We start from the raw sequence: 19,041 nt of genomic DNA, 5'->3' as shown, positions 1-19,041 counted from the left end.
GCGGACCTACGGTCCGTCGTGGGGCGGCCGCTGCTGATACGGCGCCGGACCGGGCAGCCCCGGCCCCTGCTGCCCGTACGGTCCCGGCGAATACGGCGGCGGCGACGCCACCTGCTTCGACTTCCGCACCGATCTGACGATCAGGACGACGACAGCGGCGATCGCCGCCACCAGGACGGCGACGATGAGCAGGACGACGAACGGCATGAGGTTCAATCCCATGAGATCAGCCTCGCACGGGGCGGGGCCCGCGGCCTGCGCAATCGCACATATCCTGCTGCGGCACCTCTGATGGAGCCAACCGAGGTCGCACTAGCCGAGCGCGACCTCGGTGACGCCGTCACGGCCGCGGAGGGCGTCGAACCGGCCGGGGACGCAGCTGAAAACGATCACTTGCGCGGAGCGGCCCGCCTCGACCAGGGCGTCCGCCATCGCGCCGAGGCGGGTGGGGTCGCTGTGGCCGAGGGCGTCGTCGAAGATGACGGGCGCGCCGTCGGCACCGTCGACCAGGCGGGCGCACGCGAGCCGGCTGAGCACGCCCAGCTGCTCCTGCGCACCCCCGGACAGGGAGTCGAAGGGCACGGTGACCCCCTCGACCGTGCGCGAGGCGATGGTCAGGTCGTCGCCGACGGTGATGGTGAGCGGGTCGCCGAAGACGGTGCGCCCCAGCTCCTCCAGCGCCCGCTGGTACGGCGCCTGCACGCGGGCGCGGCGGGCGTCGCGGTGGGCGGTCAGGGTGTCGTGCAGCAGCGCCGCGGCGCGCGCCCGCTCCTCCACCGACGTGAGGCTCCGCTCGGCGTGCACGTGCTCCGCCTCGGCCGCGTCCAGCCGGTCGCGGCGGCCGTCGGCCTGGAACAGGTGCAGCTGTCCGCCCAGTCCGGCGAGTTCCTCCCGCGCCGAGGCCTCCGCGGCGCGGGCCCGCTCGTCCTGCGCGCGGGCGGCGGCGAGCCGGGCGGCGAAGCCCGCGACGTCGGCATCCTGGGCCGCGGCCTCGTGCTCGGCGACCCGGGCCGCGGCGGCCTCGCGGGCGGCGACGGCGGCGTCGGCGGCCTCGCCCAGCGCCTCGTCGGCGGACTCGGCGCGGGCGCGCTCCAGCTCGGCGGTCAGCTCGGCCGCCTGGTGGTCGAAGTCCTGCAGCCGGTTGGCCGCCGTGCGGGCCGTGACGTCCGCGGTGTGCAGCTCCTTCTGCTTCTGCCCGAGCTGCTCGCGGGTCCGCCGCTCCTCACCGCGCGAGGCGACCTCGGCCTGCGTGGCGTCCATGAGATTCGCCTTCGCCCGCTCCGGGTCGACGGCCAGCAGCTCGGGCTCGACCGCGGCCTCGAGCGCGACGATCCGCTCCGCCGCCTCCTCCGCGAGCTGCCGCAGCTCGGCGAGGGTGTTGTCGCCCAGGGCGTGCGCCAGGGCGATCCGCGCCTCCTGCAGCTCGATCTCCACGGCCTCGCGCTGCTCGTGCAGCTCGCGGGCCTCGGCGACGTCCGCGGCGCCGGCATCGCGGCACGCGGTGAGCAGGGCGGTGTGCGCGGCCCTCACCTCGGCGGCCGCGTCGGCGCTCTCGCCCCGCTGCATCACCTCGATCCGGACCGCGCCGGGCACCTCGATCACGGTGCCGTTCCCGGCGACGACGTCGACGGGCTCCTCGCCGATGTTGCGCCCGTCGACGAGCACGTCGGAGAAGCCCAGCCGCTCGAGCTTGAGGGTGGCGGCGAGCGCGGAGAACCGGGCCTGCGCCTTTTCGTACCGCTGCTCGGCGACCGCGATGGTCTGCAGGGCGCGACGGTCGAGCGGATTGGCGGCCAGCCGGTTCCGCGCGTCCTCGACGTCCTTGCCGAGGAGCTGCGCCTGCTCGATCCGCTTGACGATGCGCTGGTAGCCGACCGACTCGCGGGCGTAGTCGACGGCGTACTGCGCCTGCGACTTCCGCTCGCGACGGTCGGCGGAGACTGCCGACAGCTCGTGCACCGTGGTCTCCAGCCACGACGCCTCCGCGGCGAGCACCTCGCGGTCGGCGAGTGCGCGGTCGCGCTGCACGCGGACCTGTGCCGTGCGCTCGACGGCCAGCACCTGCTTGTCGACGAGCCGGCGCCGGCGGTTCGCGGCGTCACCGGCGTGCTGTTCGCGCAGCAGCGCCGACTCGTGGGCGGCGCGGGCCTGCGCCAGGGTCGACTGGAGCGCGCCGATCCGCTCCTGGTCGGCGGCCAGGGCCTCCAGGTCCGCGGCGGCCGCGGACCGTCGTTCCACCAGGGCCCCGAGGCGCGCGGAGGCGAGGGCGTGCTCCTCGACGACCCGGTCGACCTCGCGCAGCGCGGCCTCGGCCTCGTCCAGCGCGGTGCGGGCGGCGGCCTCGCGGGCGCGGGCGGCGGACAGCTCGCCCGTCGGGCGGCCCGTCGGGGTGAAGTAGCGGGCGCGCTCCGCGGCGACGGCCTCGGCCAGCCGCTCGGCGCCCGGCTCGTCCTCCCCCGCGCCGCCCGACGCCGAGTCCAGCGCCTTCGCGAAGGCCGCGCTGTCGCGCAGCGACGGCTGGCCCGGCCCGGGGCCCTGCAGCACGGTGAGCGCGGCGAGCAGGTCGCCGTCGACGTGCGCGGCCATCTGCTCCGCCACCCACGACTCCGCGGTGCCGCCGGTGAGCTGCAGCGGCGCGGGCTCCAGCACCGTCAGCGTCGTGCCGGGGCGGCGGTGGTACTGCTTGGCGTAGACGAAGCGGTACGGGCCGACGGTCAGCTCGGCCTCGACGAACGGGCCGGCGTCGCGGTGCGCGGGGCACACGGCCTCCACCCGCTGGGACTTCGACGTGGCCTTGACCTCCAGCAGCAGCTGCAGCGCCTCGACCATCGATGACTTGCCGGCCTCGTTGGGGCCGTGCAGCAGGGTGACACCGGTGTCGGCGAAGGCGATCTCCCGCTCGTCGACGCCGCGGAAGTCCTTGACCGCCAGGCGGTGCAGCCTCATGCGCCCACCTCCTGGCGGGTGAGGCGGTAGAGCAGCGCGAGCGCCCCGGAGGCGTCCGCCGCCCGCTCCCCGCCGCTGCGCGCGACGCCGAGGAGCTCCTGCGCCGCGTCGGCGGCCGGGCCGGTGAGGTCGAGCGCGTCCAGCTCCTCCGCGCCGGGGAGCACCGCGAGATCGGTCTTGCGCTCCCACAGCTCGACCGCCGCGAACCGCGCCCGCAGGGCCTCGATCTCGGCGTCCAGCCGGGCCTTCGCCGCGAGTCCGACGGTGCCGGTGAAGCCGACCTTGACCACGGTGCGGTCCTTGTCCGGGAGCGCCGCGAGCGCGCCGACGGCGGCGTCCACGTCGCGCTCGGCCGTGAGGGGGAACTCGCGGGAGGCGAACCGCCACGTCCCGACACGCGCCCGCTCGACGCGGGCCGGGCCGGCGTCGGGGACGTCGACGACGAGGACGGAACCGGAGGCCGTCTCCTTGTGGTCGAAGTTGGTGACCTCGGGGGCGCCGGAGTACCAGATGCCGGGCGCGACCTCGGTGACCGAATGCCGGTCGCCCAGTGCGACGTAGCGCAGCTCGCCGGCGGCGATCCGCGCCGACAGCGCGTCAACGTCGATCAGGCGCTGGTCCCGGGCGCCGACGGGCAGGGTGCCGCCGTGCCCGACGGCGATGCGGATCACCCCGGCGGCCGGCGCGGCGGCTGCGGCGACGGCCTCGGTGAGCGGGTCCCCGGCGGGGTGCTTGGAGAACCACGGCGCGGCCAGCAGCTCGACGCCGGGGCGCACCTCGTGCACGCCGGGACTCTCCAGCACGATCACGTTCGCGGGGCGGTGCCGCCGGAACACCTCGGAGGTGTAGATCGAGGCGGCGTCCAGCGGATCGTGATTGCCGGGCAGCAGGTAGACGGGGCGGTCGATCGCGGCGATCCGGTCGAGGCTGCGGGCGACGACGGCCGGTGCGAGCCGGTTGTCCTCGAAGACGTCACCGCAGACCACGACGAACTCCGCCTCCCGCTCGGCCGCCACGGCGCCGAGCCGGGAGATCGCGTCCAGCCGGGCGTCGGTGAACCGGGCCTGCGCGTCCGCATCGAGGAAGTGCCGGGTCATCCCCAGCTGCCAGTCCGCCGTGTGCAGAAATCGCATGCCCATCACCCCCTCGTCGGTCGCCCCTCAGGGTAGTGACCCCCACCGACAAGTCCCGGCACCGACGCGGGCCGACGATCAGTTCGCCGTCGGTCCGACGACGCGTCGCGCCTGCACAGCAGGGAGAAGACGCTCGGCGAGTTCGAAGTCGGCGTCGTCGTGGAGGATGACGAGACCGCGGGCCGCGGCGGTCGCGCAGACGAGCAGGTCGACCACGGACAACGCGCGCGCCGCGCCGACCTTCGCGAGACGGAACTGCGCAGCGTCGACCCAGCTCCAGACCGTCGTCGGCACCGGAACATCCGGATAGAGGTCGATGAACATGGCGCTCATCGAGTCGAATTCGTCGACATTGCGAGCAGACCGGCGATACTCGGCTCGTTGCGGGTCGCACGAACCGATCGCACCGCTGAGCTGGGCTTCCAGCCACTGTCCCGTCAGCTCGGGGTCCCGCTGCAGGCGCCACACCGCCGAGGAATCCGCGAGGAACTGAATCAACGCACCGCCTTCTCGTCGGCACGTGCTGCGATCCACCCGTCGTAGTCCCACGTTTTCGCCTGCTCACGCGAGCGCGCAAGCGCTTCGACGCGGCGAAACCGGTCGACGTAGTCGCTCAGCGCGAGGTTCACCGCCTCCTTCTTGGTGCGGACACCCGCCAGTCGCATGACCTCGGCCAGCGCCTCGTCATCGAGGTCGATCTGCGTGACTGACATGCGCAACCTCCTTGTTGGCTTTGTATGCAGACTACCAACATCATCCACATTCAGCAGCTCAGCGCGGGTCGCGGAGGCGGTCGTAGAGCTCCGCGAGCTCGTCCTGCGCCTCGGCGACGTCGGCGGGCTTCGTCCCGGTGCGGCGCAGCGCCATGCGCAGCAGCGCGGGGTCGAGCAGGGTCATCGCGTCGATCGGGGACGGCTCCGGCAGCGGCGGCAGGTCGTAGCCCTCCCCGTAGAAGGCCGCGGCCCCGGCGTCCCAGGCGTCGGGATCCCAGCCCTCGCGGGCACCGTCGGCCTCCGGGGTCGACGGTGCGGAGCCCTCCCGCTCGGACGTGCTGACGCGCGCCAGCAGCCCCGCGAGCGGGACGCCGGCGAAGTCGAGGATCAGCGACGGGTCGGCGTCGGCGGCGGCGCAGAACTCGTAGGTGACAGCGAGGGCGTGCACGCACGCGCCGGAGTCGTCGGGGCACGCGCAGTCGACGATCACGTCGGACGCGGTCTCGGGCAGCACCAGCTCGCCCAGCGTGCGTCCCAGCTCGCCGCGCGTGACACCGAGCAGTTCCGCGGCCGCGCCCTGCGCCACCAGCAGGGAGACCACCGCGGCCGCGTCGCCGGGCACCCGCGACAGCGCGACGCCGAACGGGTCGAGCTGGCTGCCCTGGACCGTCGCGGTGATCGACGCGGGCACCACGGCGAGCGAGTACACCTGATGTTCCTGGTAGAGCCGCCGCGCGTACTGGACCTTGCGCCGCTCGGTGACCTCCTCGCGCTGCTGGATCAGGCGTCGGCCGAACCACGTCGCGCCCATCGGCCGCGCGGTGTCACGCGCCTTTCGCGCCATCTAGACCACCGCCTCGTCCCGGAGGGCGACCAGCTCGTACAGCTCGTCGTTGTTCAGCTCCGTCAGCCAGGCCTCACCCGTCCGCACGGTCATCGACGAGAGTTCCCTCTTCGCCGCGATCACCCCGTCGATGCGCTCCTCGAGCGTGCCCGCGCAGACGAACTTGCGGACCTGCACCGCGCGGGTCTGGCCGATGCGGAAGGCGCGGTCGGTGGCCTGGTTCTCGACGGCCGGGTTCCACCAGCGGTCCACGTGGATCACGTGATTCGCGGCGGTGAGGTTCAGGCCCGTGCCGCCGGACTGCACCGTCGCCACCAGGACGGGAGCGCCCCCGCCGGATTGGAACCGCGCCACCAGCGCATCGCGTTCGGCGCGCGGCACGGCACCGTCGAGCACGGGCACCTCCGCGCCGAGCAGCCCGGTGAGCCAGGGCTGGAGCATCCGCGCGAACTCGGCGTACTGGGTGAAGACGAGCGCACGCTCGCCCTCGTCGGCGACGGTGGTGAGGATGTCGGCGAGCAGCTCGACCTTGCCCGAGCGGTGCTGCCCGCGGCGCAGCAGCGGCGAACCGTCGCCGAGGTAGTGCGCGGGGTGGTTGCAGATCTGCTTGAGCCGGGTCAGCGAGGCCAGCACGAGCCCGCGGCGGCCCATGCCCTGCGACTCCCGCAATTCCTCCACCAGCCGGTTCAGGGTGGCCTGGTAGAGCCCCGCCTGCTCGGGCGTGAGCGAGGCGCGCACCGTGAACTCGGCCTTCTCCGGCAGCTCCGGGGCGATGGCCGGGTCGGTCTTCTCCCGCCGCAGGATGAACGGCGAGGTCAGGGTGTTGAGCCGGCGCACGGCAGCCTGGTCCTGTTCGCGCTCGATGGGCAGCGCGAACCGGTTGCGGAACGTGCGGGCCGAGCCGAGCAGGCCGGGATTGACCAGATCGATGACGGCGCGCAGGTCCTCGAGCCGGTTCTCCACCGGCGTGCCGGTGAGGGCGACCCGATGCGCGGCCGGGATGGACCGCAGCGCCTTCGCGGCGGCGGTGTTGACGTTCTTGACGTGCTGCGCCTCGTCGACCACGACGCGGCCCCAGTGGTGACCGGCGAGCAGCTCCCGGTCGCGGGCGGCGAGCGCGAAGGTGGTGAGCACGACGTCCGAGGCCGCCGCGACCCGACCGAACTCCTCACCGGTCGGCCGATCGGTGCCGTGGTGCACGTGTACCCGCAGGCCCGGGGCGAAGCGCTGCGCCTCCGCGACCCAGTTGCCGACCACCGACATCGGGCAGACCAGCAGCGTCGGCCGCACCGCCTCGTCCGCGCGCTCGCGCTCGTGGCAGAGCAGCGCGAGCACTTGGATCGTCTTGCCCAGCCCCATGTCGTCGGCGAGGACGGCACCGATGCCGCTGTGCCACAGCGTGACCAGCCACTCGAGCCCACGCAGTTGGTAGTCGCGCAGCTGGGCCTTCAGCGTCGACGGTGCCGCCACCTCCACCGGGGCGATGGTGCCGCCGCGGTAGACCGAGTCGAGCCAACCGAGGCCGTCGACGGCGGCGAGCGGGGCCGGCAGGGCCGCGGGATCGGCGATCATGCCGAGCAGGTCGCTCAGGTCCGTGCCGGACTCGGCGGCGGAACGCTGCTCGGCGACGAACCGCGCGGCCTGCGCCAGCGTCCGGCGATCCGCGCGCACCCACTTCCCGCGGACCTCGACCAGCCCCGACGCCGCGTTCGCCAGGGTGGCCAACTCGCTCCCGGTGAGAACGGTGTCGCCGACCGCGAGCTGCCACGCGAAGTCCTTGATCTCGGCGAGGCCGGCCTGCACCGTGAGCGCTGTGCGGCCGGGCTGCTCCCGCCCGACGAGCCGCAGCGCGGGGCGCACCGTCGCGATCGACGCGGGCAGCAGCACCTCGTAGCCGGCCTTCGTCAGCCCGGGGGCGCCCTCGAGGAACAGCGCCTCCGCCTCCTCGGTGGTGAGCAGGAAGTCCAGCGACGAATCGTCCTGGGCGACCCGCTTGAGCGGCGGGTACACCGCGAGGGCCCGGGCCAGCTCGCCCGCCAGGTCGTCGAGGTCGACGGGGCTCATCCGGCCCGGGTCGGCGCGCACGGGCGCCGCGCCGGGGACGCGGCGGCACACCTCGAGCCGCCACGGCGTCCCGCCCGGCGTGCTCCGCGGCGCCAGGGGGTTCTCGCCCGGGCCACGGCCGTCCGGCTCCACGAGCCGCAGCACCAGCAGGGTCTCGGCGGAGCGGACGCTGCCCGCCCATTCGGTCCACGCGGCGGCGGCCCCGGCGTCGGCGACGGCGCGGGCCGGAAGGGGCTCGCCGTCGACGAGGGCGCGCAGCGAGGGCGCCGCCACCCAGGACCACGGCCCGTCGCCGAGCCGCCGCCGGGCGTACCCGTCCGTGAGCTCCGCGGCCATGTCGAGGATCGCGGCGAGGTCCCCCGTCCGGCGCAGCACCGGCGGCATCGCGGCCGCGGCCGTCTGTCCCCAGGTGCGCCACTGCACCGACTCGACGGGCGCCCAGCGCACGATCCACTCGCCGTCGTCGCCGCGCAGCGCCGGGCTCACGGCCCCGGCGGCGACGAACCGCTCGACGGACTTCGCGACCCAGCGCAGGTACCGCAGGTCGCCGGCACCGTCGGACGGGGCGAGGGCGTCGAGCAGGGCGGCGGCGCGCTCCGGCCCCAACGTGAGGGCGGGCGCGACGAGGCGGCCCTGCGGCCCGGCGAACGTGACCGAGCGGCGGGGGCGGCGGTCGCCGAGGACCTCGGCGACGGGCGCGGGCAGGGCTGCGAGATCGGGCTCGGCGGTGGGCTCGCCGAGATCGTCGGTGAACCACAGCGCGAGTCCGAGGCCCGGGCGCCACAGCCCGTGCGCGGCGGCCTGGGGACGGGGCACGACTACTCCGGGACGGAGCGGTAGGCCTCGTGCCGGTGGCGCAGACGGTGCCGCAGGTGCGCGTCCACCGTCGGCCACTCGTGCCGGAGGATCGAGAAGAGCACCGCGTCCTGCAGGGCCCCGTTGCGGTACCGCTTGTAACTGCGCAGGACCCCGTCCTGCTTCGCGCCGAGCCGGGCGATGGCCTCGCGCGACTGCGTGTTGACCCACTGCGTGCGCAGCCCGATGCACTCGCAGCCGAGCACGTCGAAGGCGTGCCGGAGCAGCAGCAGCTTGGACTCGGCGTTGGTGCCGGTGCCGTGCGCGGAGGCACGGTTCCAGGTGTAGCCGATCTCCATCCGCGGGACCGTCGCGTCGATGTCGTAGTAGGTGGTCATGCCGAGCACGCGGCCCGCGACATCGATCGCGGTGAAGGGGATCATCTCGCCCTTCTCCTGCAGCTCCAGGCGGCGGTCGATCTCGGCGCGCAGGCCCGAGGGCGCGGGCACCGACGTGTACCAGCGGTCCCACAGCTGCCCGTCCTCGAGCGCTTCGAGCAGGCCGTCGTGCTGGTCGTGCGCCAGCGGCACGAGCGTGACCAGGTGGCCCGTCAGGGTGACGGGCTCCAGCGGGGTGAGGAACGCCATGGCTCGCAGGCTACTGCGGGGCACCGACGAGCAGGCGCTCCAGCGCGGCGCGGATCCCGTCGGGGACGCCCGCGGGGCGCCGCGTCTCCCGGTCGACGAAGACGTGGACGAACCAGCCCTCGGCCGCGGGGGCACCGGCACCGTCGAACAGGGTGACGGCGTAGGTGACGCTGGACCGGCCCAGCTTCGTGACCGCCAGCCCGGCGGTGACGGGCTCGGGGAAGGCCAGCGGGGCGTCGTAGCGGCAGTGAGATTCCACACACAGGCCGATCACGGGGCCGCCGTGGATGTCGAGGCCGCCCTCGCGGATGAGGAAGGTGTTGATCACCGTGTCGAAGAAGCTGTAGTAGACGACGTTGTTGACGTGCCCGTACACGTCGTTGTCCTTCCAGCGCGTCGGAATGACCAGGGTGTACGGCTGCTCGTCGATGCTCGGCACGGTCTCCGACGGTACGCGGGCGGGGTGCGGCCCGGTGCGCCGGTCGGGAACTTTCCGGGGGTCGTCGGGGGTTAGATGGGGTGAAAGGTCACCAGGATCGCTTCCGACGGAGGACACCATGGCGAACAAGCCCGCGCGCATCCAGCCCGATCAGCCCGACCTCCCCGCCGTCCAGCACGGCGGGGGCGGCGTCCTGGGCTCCGTCATCGACCGCGCCGCCCGCCTGCAGGCGCCCGCCGTCGCGAAGTACGTCGCGAGCCTGCGCGCCGACCACCCCGACGAGACGCCGTCGCAGATCATCGAGCGGCTCGAGAAGCGCTACCTGCTGACCGTGACCGGTACGGGCGGCGCGGCCGGCGCCACCGCCGCCGTCCCGGGCGTCGGCACCCTGGCCGCGATCGGCACCATCGGCGCCGAGACCGTGGTCTTCATGGAGGCCTCGGCGTTGTACGCCCTGGCCGTCGCCGAGGTGTACGGGATCTCCCCCGAGGACCGGGAACTGCGCAAGGCGCTGGTGCTCACCGCCGTCCTCGGCGAGGCGGGCCTCGGCGCGCTGCGTGCGACCGTCGGCGCCAAGAACGCCTCGCTGATGAACCTCAAGAAGAACCCGACGCAGCTCCCCGGGCTGGGCAACCTGAACAAGCAGCTGATGAAGATGTTCAGCCGACGGTTCCTGGCGAAGAAGTCGCCGCTGATCCTCGGCAAGCTGCTCCCCGCGGGGATCGGCGCGGTGGTGGGCGCCGGCGGCAACCGCGTCCTGGGCAAGGGCGTGATCAAGAACTCCCGGGCGGCCTTCGGCCCCGTCCCCACCACCTGGCCCACCGCCCACCTGCGGGTGGTCGAGGGCTCCGCGACCGACGGTTCCGCGCGCGGTCTGCCGGGTCCCGGCACCGAGTGATCCGGGGCCGGGGAACGGGAGTAACCGACACAGGTTTTCCGTGGTGGACTACCCTGGACCGCGCGGACCTGCGCCCTCTGCGATCCAGTGCGGCGCGCGCTTGATACGACGATGATGAATCGAGGCGAGGACCTGCCGTGAGCAGCAGTTCTGTATCGGATTTCGGCCAAAACGAGTGGCTGGTCGAGGAGATGTACGAGCGGTTCAAGGCCGACCCTAATTCGGTCGACCCGAGCTGGCACGAATTCCTCTCGAAGTACACCCCGGGAGCTGCGGAGGGCAGCAGCGCGGCGAGTAACGGCGCGGCCCCCGCGGCCGCCCCCGCCGCAGCGGCCCCCGCCGCGCAGGCACCGGCGCAGCCCGCCGCGCCCGCGGCCACCCCCGCTGCGAAGGCCCCGAAGACGGCCGACACCACGCTGACCCCCGCGCCGTCCACCCCGGTGACCCCGGCACCGTCGTCGCCCGCGAAGCCCGCGCCGGCCCCCAAGGCCCCGGCCCCCGCCTCGTTCCCGGCCGAGGAGGAGCGCACCGTGCTCCGCGGCGCCGCGAACGCGGTGGTCAAGAACATGAACGCCAGCCGCGAGGTGCCGACCGCGACGTCGGTGCGCTCGATGCCGGTGAAGGTGATGTTCGACAACCGCGTGGTCATCAACAACCACCTCGCGCGCACCCGCGGCGGCAAGATCAGCTTCACGCACATCCTGGGCTACGCCCTGGTGCAGGGCGTCAAGGCCTTCCCCAACATGAACCGGCACTTCGCCGAGGTCGACGGCAAGCCGAACGCGGTGACCCCGCCGCACGTGAACCTCGGCATCGCCATCGACCTGGTCGGCAAGAACGGCAGCCGCAGCCTCGTGGTCGCGGGCGTCAAGGAAGCCGAGACGATGGACTTCGGCCAGTTCGTGGCCGCGTACGAGGACATCGTTCGTCGCGCCCGCACCGGCAAGCTCGGCGCCGAGGACTTCGCCGGCGTCACGATCTCGTTGACCAACCCCGGCGGCATCGGCACCGTGCACTCCGTGCCCCGCCTGATGGTCGGCCAGGGCGCGATCATCGGCGTCGGTGCCATGGAGTACCCCGCCGAGTTCCAGGGCGCGAGCGACGAGAAGATCGCCGAGCTCGCCGTCGGCAAGCTCACCACGCTGACCTCGACCTACGACCACCGCATCATCCAGGGCGCCGAGTCCGGCGACTTCCTGCGGTACGTCCACGAGCTCACGCTGAGCGACGACTTCTGGGACGACATCTTCCGCACGATGCACGTGCCGTACGAGCCGATCCGCTGGCGGCAGGACATCCCCGCCCACGGCATCGACAAGGACGCCCGCGTCCTCGAGCTCATCGCGGCCTACCGGGCGCGCGGCCACCTCATGGCCGACGTCGACCCGCTGCGCTACAACAACGAGAGCCTCGAGTCGCACCCCGACCTGAACGTCCTCACCTACGAGCTCACCCTCTGGGATCTGGACCGCACGTTCAACGTCGGCGGCTTCCACGGCGCCGAGCGGCTCAAGCTGCGCAAGGTGCTCTCGGTCCTGCGCGACGCGTACTGCCGGCACGTCGGCATCGAGTACGCGCACATCCTCGAGCCCGAGCAGCAGAAGTGGCTGCAGGAGCGCGTGGAGACGAAGGACATCAAGCCCACCGTCGCCGAGCAGAAGTACATCCTCAGCAAGCTCAACGCGGCCGAGGCCTTCGAGACCTTCCTGCAGACCAAGTACGTCGGCCAGAAGCGCTTCTCGCTCGAGGGCGCCGAGTCGGTCATCCCGATGATGGACGCGGTGCTCGACCAGGCGGCCGAGCACGAGCTCGACGAGGTCGTCATCGGCATGCCGCACCGCGGCCGCCTCAACGTGCTGGCCAACATCGTCGGCAAGCCGTACAGCAAGATCTTCACCGAGTTCGAGGGCAACCTGAACCCGTCGCAGGCGCACGGCTCCGGCGACGTGAAGTACCACCTCGGCGCCGAGGGCAAGTACTACCAGATGTTCGGCGAGAACGAGATCACGGTCTCGCTGGTCGCCAACCCCTCGCACCTCGAGGCGGTCGACCCGGTGCTCGAGGGCATCGTGCACGCGAAGCAGGACATGAAGAACCCGCCCGAGGGCGAGCACCCGATCATGCCGCTCATGCTGCACGGCGACGCCGCCTTCGCGGGCCAGGGCGTCGTGGCGGAGACGCTGAACATGGCGAACCTGCCGGGCTTCTCCAACGGCGGCACGATCCACATCGTGGTCAACAACCAGGTGGGCTTCACCACCTCGCCGGAGAACTCGCGCAGCTCGAAGTACTGCACCGACGTCGCGAAGATGATCGGCGCGCCGATCTTCCACGTCAACGGCGACGACCCCGAGGCATGCGTGTGGGTGGCCAAGCTGGCCGTCGACTTCCGCGAGAAGTTCGACAAGGACGTCGTCATCGACCTCGTCTGCTACCGCCGCCGCGGCCACAACGAGGGCGACGACCCGTCGATGACCCAGCCCGGCATGTACGACGTGATCGACACCAAGCGCGGTGTCCGCAAGTCCTACACCGAGGCCCTCATCGGTCGTGGCGACATCTCGACCAAGGAGGCCGAGGACGCGCTGCGCGACTACCAGGGCCAGCTGGAGCGGGTCTTCAACGAGGTCAAGGAGCTCGAGAAGTTCCAGGCCGAGCCCGCGCCGTCGATCATCGCCGATCAGCCGCTGCCGAGCTCGCTCGTGACCGCGGTGCCGCTGGAGCAGATCCAGCGCGTGGGCGACGCGTACGCCAACGTCCCCGAGGGCTTCACCGTGCACCCGCGCGTGGCCCCGGTGGTCAAGCGCCGCTTCGAGATGTCGCGCGACGGCGGCATCGACTGGGCCTTCGGCGAGCTCCTCGCGTTCGGCACCCTGCTCGAGGAGGGCCGCACGGTCCGCCTCGCCGGCCAGGACAGCCGCCGCGGCACGTTCACGCAGCGCCACGCGGTGCTCATCGACCGCCAGTCGGGCGCGGAGTACACCCCGCTCGAGCATCTCGGTCCCGACGGGAGCCCGTCGCCCGGGCGGTTCGAGGTGCTGGACTCCGCGCTCACCGAGTTCGCGGGCCTGGGCTTCGAGTACGGCTACTCCGTGGCCGACGCGTCCGCGCTGGTGTGCTGGGAGGCGCAGTTCGGCGACTTCGTCAACGGCGCGCAGTCGATCATCGACGAGTTCATCAGCTCGGGCGAGGCCAAGTGGGGCCAGACGTCGGGCGTGACGCTGCTGCTCCCGCACGGCCACGAGGGCCAGGGTCCGGACCACACGTCGGCCCGCATCGAGCGCTTCCTGCAGCTGTGCGCCGAGGGCTCGATGACGGTCGCGATGCCGTCGACGCCGGCCTCGTACTTCCACCTGCTGCGCCGGCACGCCCTCGACGGCGTGCGTCGCCCGATGGTGGTCGCGACGCCGAAGTCGATGCTGCGCAACAAGGCCGCCGTCAGCCCCGTCGAGGACTTCACGAGCGGCAAGTTCCGCTCGGTCATCGACGACCCCGCGTTCGAGGTGGAGGGCGGCGACCGCAGCAAGGTCACCAAGCTGCTGCTCGTGTCCGGCAAGCTCTACTACGAGCTGGAGGCACGCCGGAAGAAGGACGGCCGCGACGACGTCGCGATCGTCCGCATGGAGCAGCTGTACCCGCTCCCCTCGCGTCGCCTGCCGGCCACGCTCGACCTGTACCCCAACGCCACGGACGTGCGCTGGGTCCAGGAGGAGCCGGCCAACCAGGGCGCCTGGCCGTTCTTCGGCCTCGCCCTGCCGGAGCTCGACGACCGCCTGGTCGGCATCAAGCGCGTCTCGCGTCGCGCCATGTCGGCCCCGTGCTCGGGCTCGTCCAAGGTGCACGCCGTGGAGCAGGCCCAGATCATCGACGAGGCCTTCGTCCTCTGATCCGCTGAGCCATCGACAAGGGCCGGTCCTCCTTCGGGAGGACCGGCCCTTCTCGTTGTTCCGACGGTGCGCGCACGGAACGTGCGCAGGATCGGCACCAAAGGCGAGTCGGCCACCGAAGGAGGGGCGGATGGGGGCGACACCGTCGAGCGCATCGGAGCGCCCGAGCCGCTAGGCGAGGGAGTGACGTCTAAGCGAGCGGTGTCGCCCCCACCCGGCCCGGCCCACGCACACTCAGCCGAGGCCCAGGCCCAGGCCCGACGCGCACCGTCAGGCCGCGCCCGACGTGAGATCGAGCCCGACCGCCCCCGCCATCCCCACGAACATGGTGGCGAGGTGCTCGACGACCTCGTCGCGGGTCATCGCGGCGAAGCCCGCGTTCTCGTCGAGCCACTGCACGAGGGTCTCCTCGACGACGGCGATCCAGCCGTGCACGGCGAGCACGAACCGGGGCGAGCGCTCGATGCCGATGTTCTCGGCCTGGCTCACGAAATGGTCGACGATCTGCTCGCGCACGGACTTCACAGCGGTCCGGATCCGCGGCTCGGACCAGCTGACGCCCGCGAGCATCGGCAGCAGGGACTGCCGATTCTGCATGATGTGGTCCACGTAGGTGCCCAGCGTGGCGCTGAGGATCGGCATCACGTCGGTGATGTCCTCGGGGTCGCGGTCGGGGGTGGCGACCTCCCCGACGATCCGCGCCTGCTCCTCGACGAGCGCGACCTGGAAGTCGAGCTTGGAGTCGAAGTAGTGGAACAACAGGCCCGCGGAGACACCCGCCTGGCTCGCGATGTCCTCGATGGACACCTGCTCGAGCGCCTGGTGCTTCAGACTGAGCAGGCCCAGGTCGATGAACTGCTGGCGCCGGGCCTGGGGGCTGAGCCGGGTGCGCTTGCGCCCCACCGCTGCGGCGACGGACTTTCTGGTCACCTACTGAATCATACTCAATAGGTCGTTGACAGACCTCGCTTCCCGACCCTACTGTCGAGTAAGTACGCCGCTCGGCGGCGCATCGCAGCCGCCCGGCCAGGACATCGTGAGGGATGAACAGCATGAAGAGTTTCCGCGGCAAGGTCGCCGTCGTCACCGGAGCCGCCTCCGGCATGGGCCGCGAGCTGGCACTCCAGCTCGCCGATGAGGGCGCGAAGCTCTCCCTGTGCGACTACGACCCCACCGGCCTCGAGCAGACCGCCGAGCTGGCCCGCGCGCGCGGCGCCGAGGTGCACACCAAGGTGGTCAACGTCGGCGAGCGCGAGCAGCTCCTCGCCTACGCCGACGACGTGGTCGAGCACTACGGCACCGTCAACCTCCTGTTCAACAACGCCGGCATCGCGCACCACGAGCCCGTCGAGACCACGTCCTTCAAGGACTACGACCGGGTCATGGACATCGACTTCTGGGGCGTCGTGAACGGCACCAAGGCGTTCCTGCCGCACCTCATCGCCTCCGGCGACGCGCACATCGTCAACACCAGCTCGCTGTTCGGCCTGCTCTCGGTCGGCGGCCAGAGCGCCTACAACGCCGCCAAGTTCGGCGTACGCGGCTTCACGGAGGCCCTCCGCATCGAGATGCTCTCCAGCGACCACAACGTGGGCGTGACCTGCGTGCACCCCGGCGGCATCAAGACCGCGATCGCGCGCAACGCCACCGTCGCCGAGGGCAAGGACCAGTCCGCCTCCGCCGAGCTCTTCGACAAGTACCTCGCCCGCACCGAGGCCGACGACGCGGCGCGCACGATCCTCAACGGGGTCAAGAAGAACCGCGGCCGCGTGCTCGTCGGCGCCGACGCGAAGATCATCGACGTGCTCGTCCGGCTCGGCGGCTCCGCGTACGAGCGGGTCAACGCTCTCGTCGACAAGCAGCTCAACAAGCGCATCTAGCGCACTCGCGCGACGAGGGCGGGGTACCGGCGGCGGTACCCCGCCCTCGTCGCGTCGCTACTTCAGCGTGTGCTCGGCGGCCCAATCGCCGGCCGCCTGCTCGGGCGTCCGCTCCCCCGACTCGACCCGCGCGACCATCTCCGCCAGATCCGCCGTGGTGAGCTCCCCGGCGACCGCGGACAGCCGCTTCGTCTGCGCCACCGTCAGCCCGTCGCGCCGCACCAGCGGCACGACGGCCCGCGAGGGGACGGCACCGTCGGGATCGGCCACCTGGACGAGGTCCTTCGCCGCGGCCGAGAGGGTGCCGAGCTGCGCCAGTGCGGCGCGCCCGTCCCGGACGGCGCGCGCGGCGGCGGCCTCGTCGGCGACCGGCACGACCGGCCCCGTCGCGCAGCCGTAGCGGGCGCGGAGGTCCGACGGCGACCCCGCCGGCACCGCGACAGCGCCGGAGAGGCCCTCGCAGCCCCGGAGCGTCGCGGACGGCGCGTCCTTGGGCGCGAACAGCATCGGCTGATCGAGCGCGAGCGTCGGGTCGCCCAGGCCGAGCCCCTCGGGGAGGACCGCGCTGAGCGCGACGAACTGCGCGTCCCACTGCGCCCGCGGATTCTCGGACTCCTCTTCCTTCGCCTTCGTCGGCTGGGCGGCGCCCGGCCGGTAGCGATCCCACAGGGCGCCGGTCAGCGCGGGCGCGACGGTGATGTCGCCCCGCTCGACGGCGGCGACCGCCGCGTCGTCCCCCGGCCCGAGCCCGAGTCGCGTCTCGACCGGCGTGCCGGCCATCCGCAGCGCGCCGGCGTAGATCAGGGCCTCCACCTTCGAGGCGGCGCTCCCCGACGAGCCGACGGTGACGGTGCCTGGCGCGGTGCGCGGGCCCAGGTCGGCGGCGTCGCCGGGGTCGGAGCAGCCCGCGACCGCCAGCGCGACGAGGGCCGCGACGGCGAGGCGGGACGTGCGAGTTCTCACGCCTACTTTCTACCCGGCGTTGCCGCGGGCCGGCCGCCTGGCCCGGGTCTACTATCTGGGGCCATGCCCTCCATCCCGTCCATGCCCCGGCCCGGCGCGGGCCGCCGCGAGGTCCGCGAGGCGGTCGTGCCGCGCGTCCCCGTCCCGGTCGCGCGCGCCGTCGTCGACTGTGGCGTCTACGTCGACGGGGTGCGCCTGCCCGGCAGGTTCGGCTACGTCGAGGCGATCGAGGAGGTCCGGCGCCGCGGCGAGGGCTACGTCTGGGTGGGCCTGCTCGATCCCGACCAGCACCAGATGGACGAGGTGGCCCGCGTCTTCGGCCTGCACCCCCTGACCGTCGAGGACACACTGGTCACGCACACCCGGCCCAAGGTCGACCGGTTCGACGACACGCTCTTCCTCATCCTCAAGACCGTGAACTACGTGGGCCACGACCGCACCGACCCGATGGCGCGCATCGTCGAGACCGGCGAGGTGATGGTGCTCGTCGGGCCCGACCACGTGATCACCGTGCGGCACGGCGACCACGGCAGCCTGCGCCGCGTCCGCCGGAACCTCGAGGCCAATCCGGAGCTGCTGAAGCTGGGGCCGTCGGCGGTGATGCACGCCGTCGCCGATCACGTGGTGGACACCTACGTCGCGGTCTCCGACCTCCTCGAGGACGACATCGACCGGGTGGAGGAGGACGTCTTCCGCGCCGGCGCCCGCACCGAGGTCGACGAGATCTACCAGATCAAGCGCGACATCGTGGAACTGCGCCGCGGCATCCACCCGCTCTCCCACGCACTCAAGCGTCTGACCTGCGACTTCAGTGACATCATCCCGCACGAGATCCAGCGCTACTTCTCCGACGTGCTCGATCATCAGGCGATGGTCGCCGACCACGTGGAGACCTACAACGACGTGCTGAGCTCCCTCATCGACGCGGCCGTCGCGAAGATCGGGATGCAGCAGAACGAGGACATGCGCAAGATGTCGGCCATCATCGGCCTGGTCGCGGTGCCCACGATGATCGCGGGCGTCTACGGCATGAACTTCGACAACATGCCCGAGCTGCACTGGCAGTACGGCTATTTCATCGTGCTGGCGATCATGCTCGTCGCCTGTCTCGGCCTGTTCGTCGTGTTCCGCAAGATCAAGTGGCTGTAGCGCTCACGATGTCGAGTTCTGCGGCGGTGGAGGTGTCCCCACGCACGTCCGGGCCCGCAGAACGCGAATTCGTGAACTAGACCGCCCGCGCGGCGGGCCGGCCCGGGTCGGCGGGGTCGATGCCAGCCTCTTCCCAGGCCTCGCGCAGGGCGGTGGCGCCCTTGAGCCGCACCCACGCGGCCTCGTTGGCGGTGATCGGGTCCGCGCGCAGGAACCGCACCGGCTCGCCGTCCGCGCGATCCAGGTCGGGCACGGCCGATTCGCCCAGTAGGACCGCGGTGAACGGCGCCCCCGCCCACAGCGGCGCGCTCAGGTCGACGAGCGCGTCCGGCGCCAGCACCAGCCCTTCGACGGCGGGCGTGGCGGCGAGGATCGCGAGGGAGCGGTGCACGCCGTCGAGGGCGGCGCCCGGCCCGTCGTCCGCGGGCCGCAGCTCCAGGATCACCTCGGCGCGGGGCCCGTCCTCGGCGGTGACCAGCGCGTTGGGGTCGGTCATGGAGTGGCGCGAGCAGCCGACGCTGGCGAACGCGACGAGCGGCTCACCGACCCACCGCTGGATCGTCATCGGCTCGAGCCCGAGGAAGGTGACCGACGCCGAGGCGGGTGGCGCGAAGCCGCGGCCCGCGTAGTGCTCGGCGAGGTGCGCCCGGACGGCGTCGACGACGGAAGTCACGGGTTCCGAT

15 protein-coding genes and 1 pseudogene are annotated in these 19,041 nt (G+C 72.4%); 4 read left to right on the top strand and 12 right to left on the bottom strand.

Features of this window, described 5'->3' with window-relative positions; genetic code table 11:
• Window positions 1–6: 6 nt before the first annotated feature.
• From BLW32_RS07940 to BLW32_RS07900, 9 genes and pseudogenes are all read right to left on the bottom strand, one after another.
• Window positions 7–222 carry a hypothetical protein gene (locus BLW32_RS07940; RefSeq protein ID WP_074850442.1) on the bottom strand — a complete coding sequence of 72 codons (216 nt, stop codon included), beginning with the start codon at window positions 220–222 and terminating at the stop codon, window positions 7–9.
• Window positions 223–312: 90 nt separating this feature from the next.
• Window positions 313–2,946 (bottom strand): AAA family ATPase, encoded by a 2,634-nt coding sequence (locus tag BLW32_RS07935; protein ID WP_068741168.1) that lies wholly within the window; start codon window positions 2,944–2,946, stop codon window positions 313–315.
• Entirely contained in the window at window positions 2,943–4,079 is a 1,137-nt protein-coding gene (locus BLW32_RS07930) for a metallophosphoesterase family protein (protein ID WP_068741253.1), read from the bottom strand. Before BLW32_RS07930 ends, BLW32_RS07935 begins: the two co-directional genes overlap by 4 nt.
• 78 nt (window positions 4,080–4,157) lie before the next feature.
• A complete protein-coding gene (locus BLW32_RS07925) occupies window positions 4,158–4,538 on the bottom strand; it encodes a PIN domain-containing protein (protein WP_139286335.1) in 381 nt (126 codons plus the stop codon).
• 101 nt (window positions 4,539–4,639) lie between these two features.
• Window positions 4,640–4,792 (bottom strand): annotated as a pseudogene (locus BLW32_RS07920) (type II toxin-antitoxin system VapB family antitoxin); the annotation flags it as partial.
• A gap of 58 nt (window positions 4,793–4,850) precedes the next feature.
• Complete coding sequence (locus tag BLW32_RS07915) at window positions 4,851–5,636, bottom strand: hypothetical protein (RefSeq protein ID WP_068524619.1); 786 nt, start codon at window positions 5,634–5,636, stop codon at window positions 4,851–4,853.
• Complete coding sequence (locus BLW32_RS07910; RefSeq protein WP_068741166.1) at window positions 5,637–8,516, bottom strand: DEAD/DEAH box helicase; 2,880 nt, start codon at window positions 8,514–8,516, stop codon at window positions 5,637–5,639. It abuts the gene before it with no gap.
• Between the two features lie 2 nt (window positions 8,517–8,518).
• Window positions 8,519–9,142 (bottom strand): GNAT family N-acetyltransferase, encoded by a 624-nt coding sequence (locus BLW32_RS07905; RefSeq protein ID WP_068524617.1) that lies wholly within the window; start codon window positions 9,140–9,142, stop codon window positions 8,519–8,521.
• A 10-nt stretch (window positions 9,143–9,152) separates the two neighbouring features.
• Window positions 9,153–9,581, bottom strand: a complete 429-nt coding sequence (locus BLW32_RS07900) for an acyl-CoA thioesterase (protein WP_074850440.1) — start codon at window positions 9,579–9,581, stop codon at window positions 9,153–9,155.
• Between the two features lie 118 nt (window positions 9,582–9,699).
• Here BLW32_RS07900 and BLW32_RS07895 point away from each other — a divergent pair, with 118 nt between their 5' ends.
• Window positions 9,700–10,479, top strand: coding sequence for a hypothetical protein (locus BLW32_RS07895; protein WP_068741165.1), 780 nt, complete (start codon window positions 9,700–9,702; stop codon window positions 10,477–10,479).
• A 137-nt stretch (window positions 10,480–10,616) separates the two neighbouring features.
• Window positions 10,617–14,366 (top strand): multifunctional oxoglutarate decarboxylase/oxoglutarate dehydrogenase thiamine pyrophosphate-binding subunit/dihydrolipoyllysine-residue succinyltransferase subunit, encoded by a 3,750-nt coding sequence (locus BLW32_RS07890; protein ID WP_074850438.1) that lies wholly within the window; start codon window positions 10,617–10,619, stop codon window positions 14,364–14,366.
• A gap of 270 nt (window positions 14,367–14,636) precedes the next feature.
• On the opposite strand, the gene BLW32_RS07885 is transcribed toward BLW32_RS07890, so the two are convergent.
• The gene (locus BLW32_RS07885; RefSeq protein WP_082791317.1) at window positions 14,637–15,296 is read right to left on the bottom strand and encodes a TetR/AcrR family transcriptional regulator; all 660 of its coding nucleotides are present in this window, start codon (window positions 15,294–15,296) and stop codon (window positions 14,637–14,639) included.
• 122 nt (window positions 15,297–15,418) lie between these two features.
• Between BLW32_RS07885 and BLW32_RS07880 the strand changes: the two genes are divergently transcribed.
• Window positions 15,419–16,246 carry an SDR family NAD(P)-dependent oxidoreductase gene (locus BLW32_RS07880; RefSeq protein ID WP_068741252.1) on the top strand — a complete coding sequence of 276 codons (828 nt, stop codon included), beginning with the start codon at window positions 15,419–15,421 and terminating at the stop codon, window positions 16,244–16,246.
• A gap of 57 nt (window positions 16,247–16,303) precedes the next feature.
• Here the strand turns inward: BLW32_RS07880 and BLW32_RS07875 are convergent, their stop codons facing one another.
• A complete protein-coding gene (locus tag BLW32_RS07875) occupies window positions 16,304–17,209 on the bottom strand; it encodes a glycine betaine ABC transporter substrate-binding protein (RefSeq protein ID WP_068741163.1) in 906 nt (301 codons plus the stop codon).
• A gap of 63 nt (window positions 17,210–17,272) precedes the next feature.
• Here BLW32_RS07875 and corA point away from each other — a divergent pair, with 63 nt between their 5' ends.
• Window positions 17,273–18,358, top strand: a complete 1,086-nt coding sequence (corA, locus tag BLW32_RS07870; protein ID WP_068524613.1) for a magnesium/cobalt transporter CorA — start codon at window positions 17,273–17,275, stop codon at window positions 18,356–18,358.
• Window positions 18,359–18,434: 76 nt separating this feature from the next.
• Here the strand turns inward: corA and BLW32_RS07865 are convergent, their stop codons facing one another.
• Window positions 18,435–19,031 carry a suppressor of fused domain protein gene (locus BLW32_RS07865; protein ID WP_068524612.1) on the bottom strand — a complete coding sequence of 199 codons (597 nt, stop codon included), beginning with the start codon at window positions 19,029–19,031 and terminating at the stop codon, window positions 18,435–18,437.
• Between the last annotated feature and the right edge of the window lie 10 nt (window positions 19,032–19,041).

It is taken from the genome of Tsukamurella tyrosinosolvens (assembly GCF_900104775.1).
Classification (GTDB): Bacteria; Actinomycetota; Actinomycetes; order Mycobacteriales; family Mycobacteriaceae; genus Tsukamurella; species Tsukamurella tyrosinosolvens.
The sequence above is the reverse complement of the archived record's forward strand: the minus strand, read 5'-3'. Positions and strand labels throughout refer to the sequence as shown.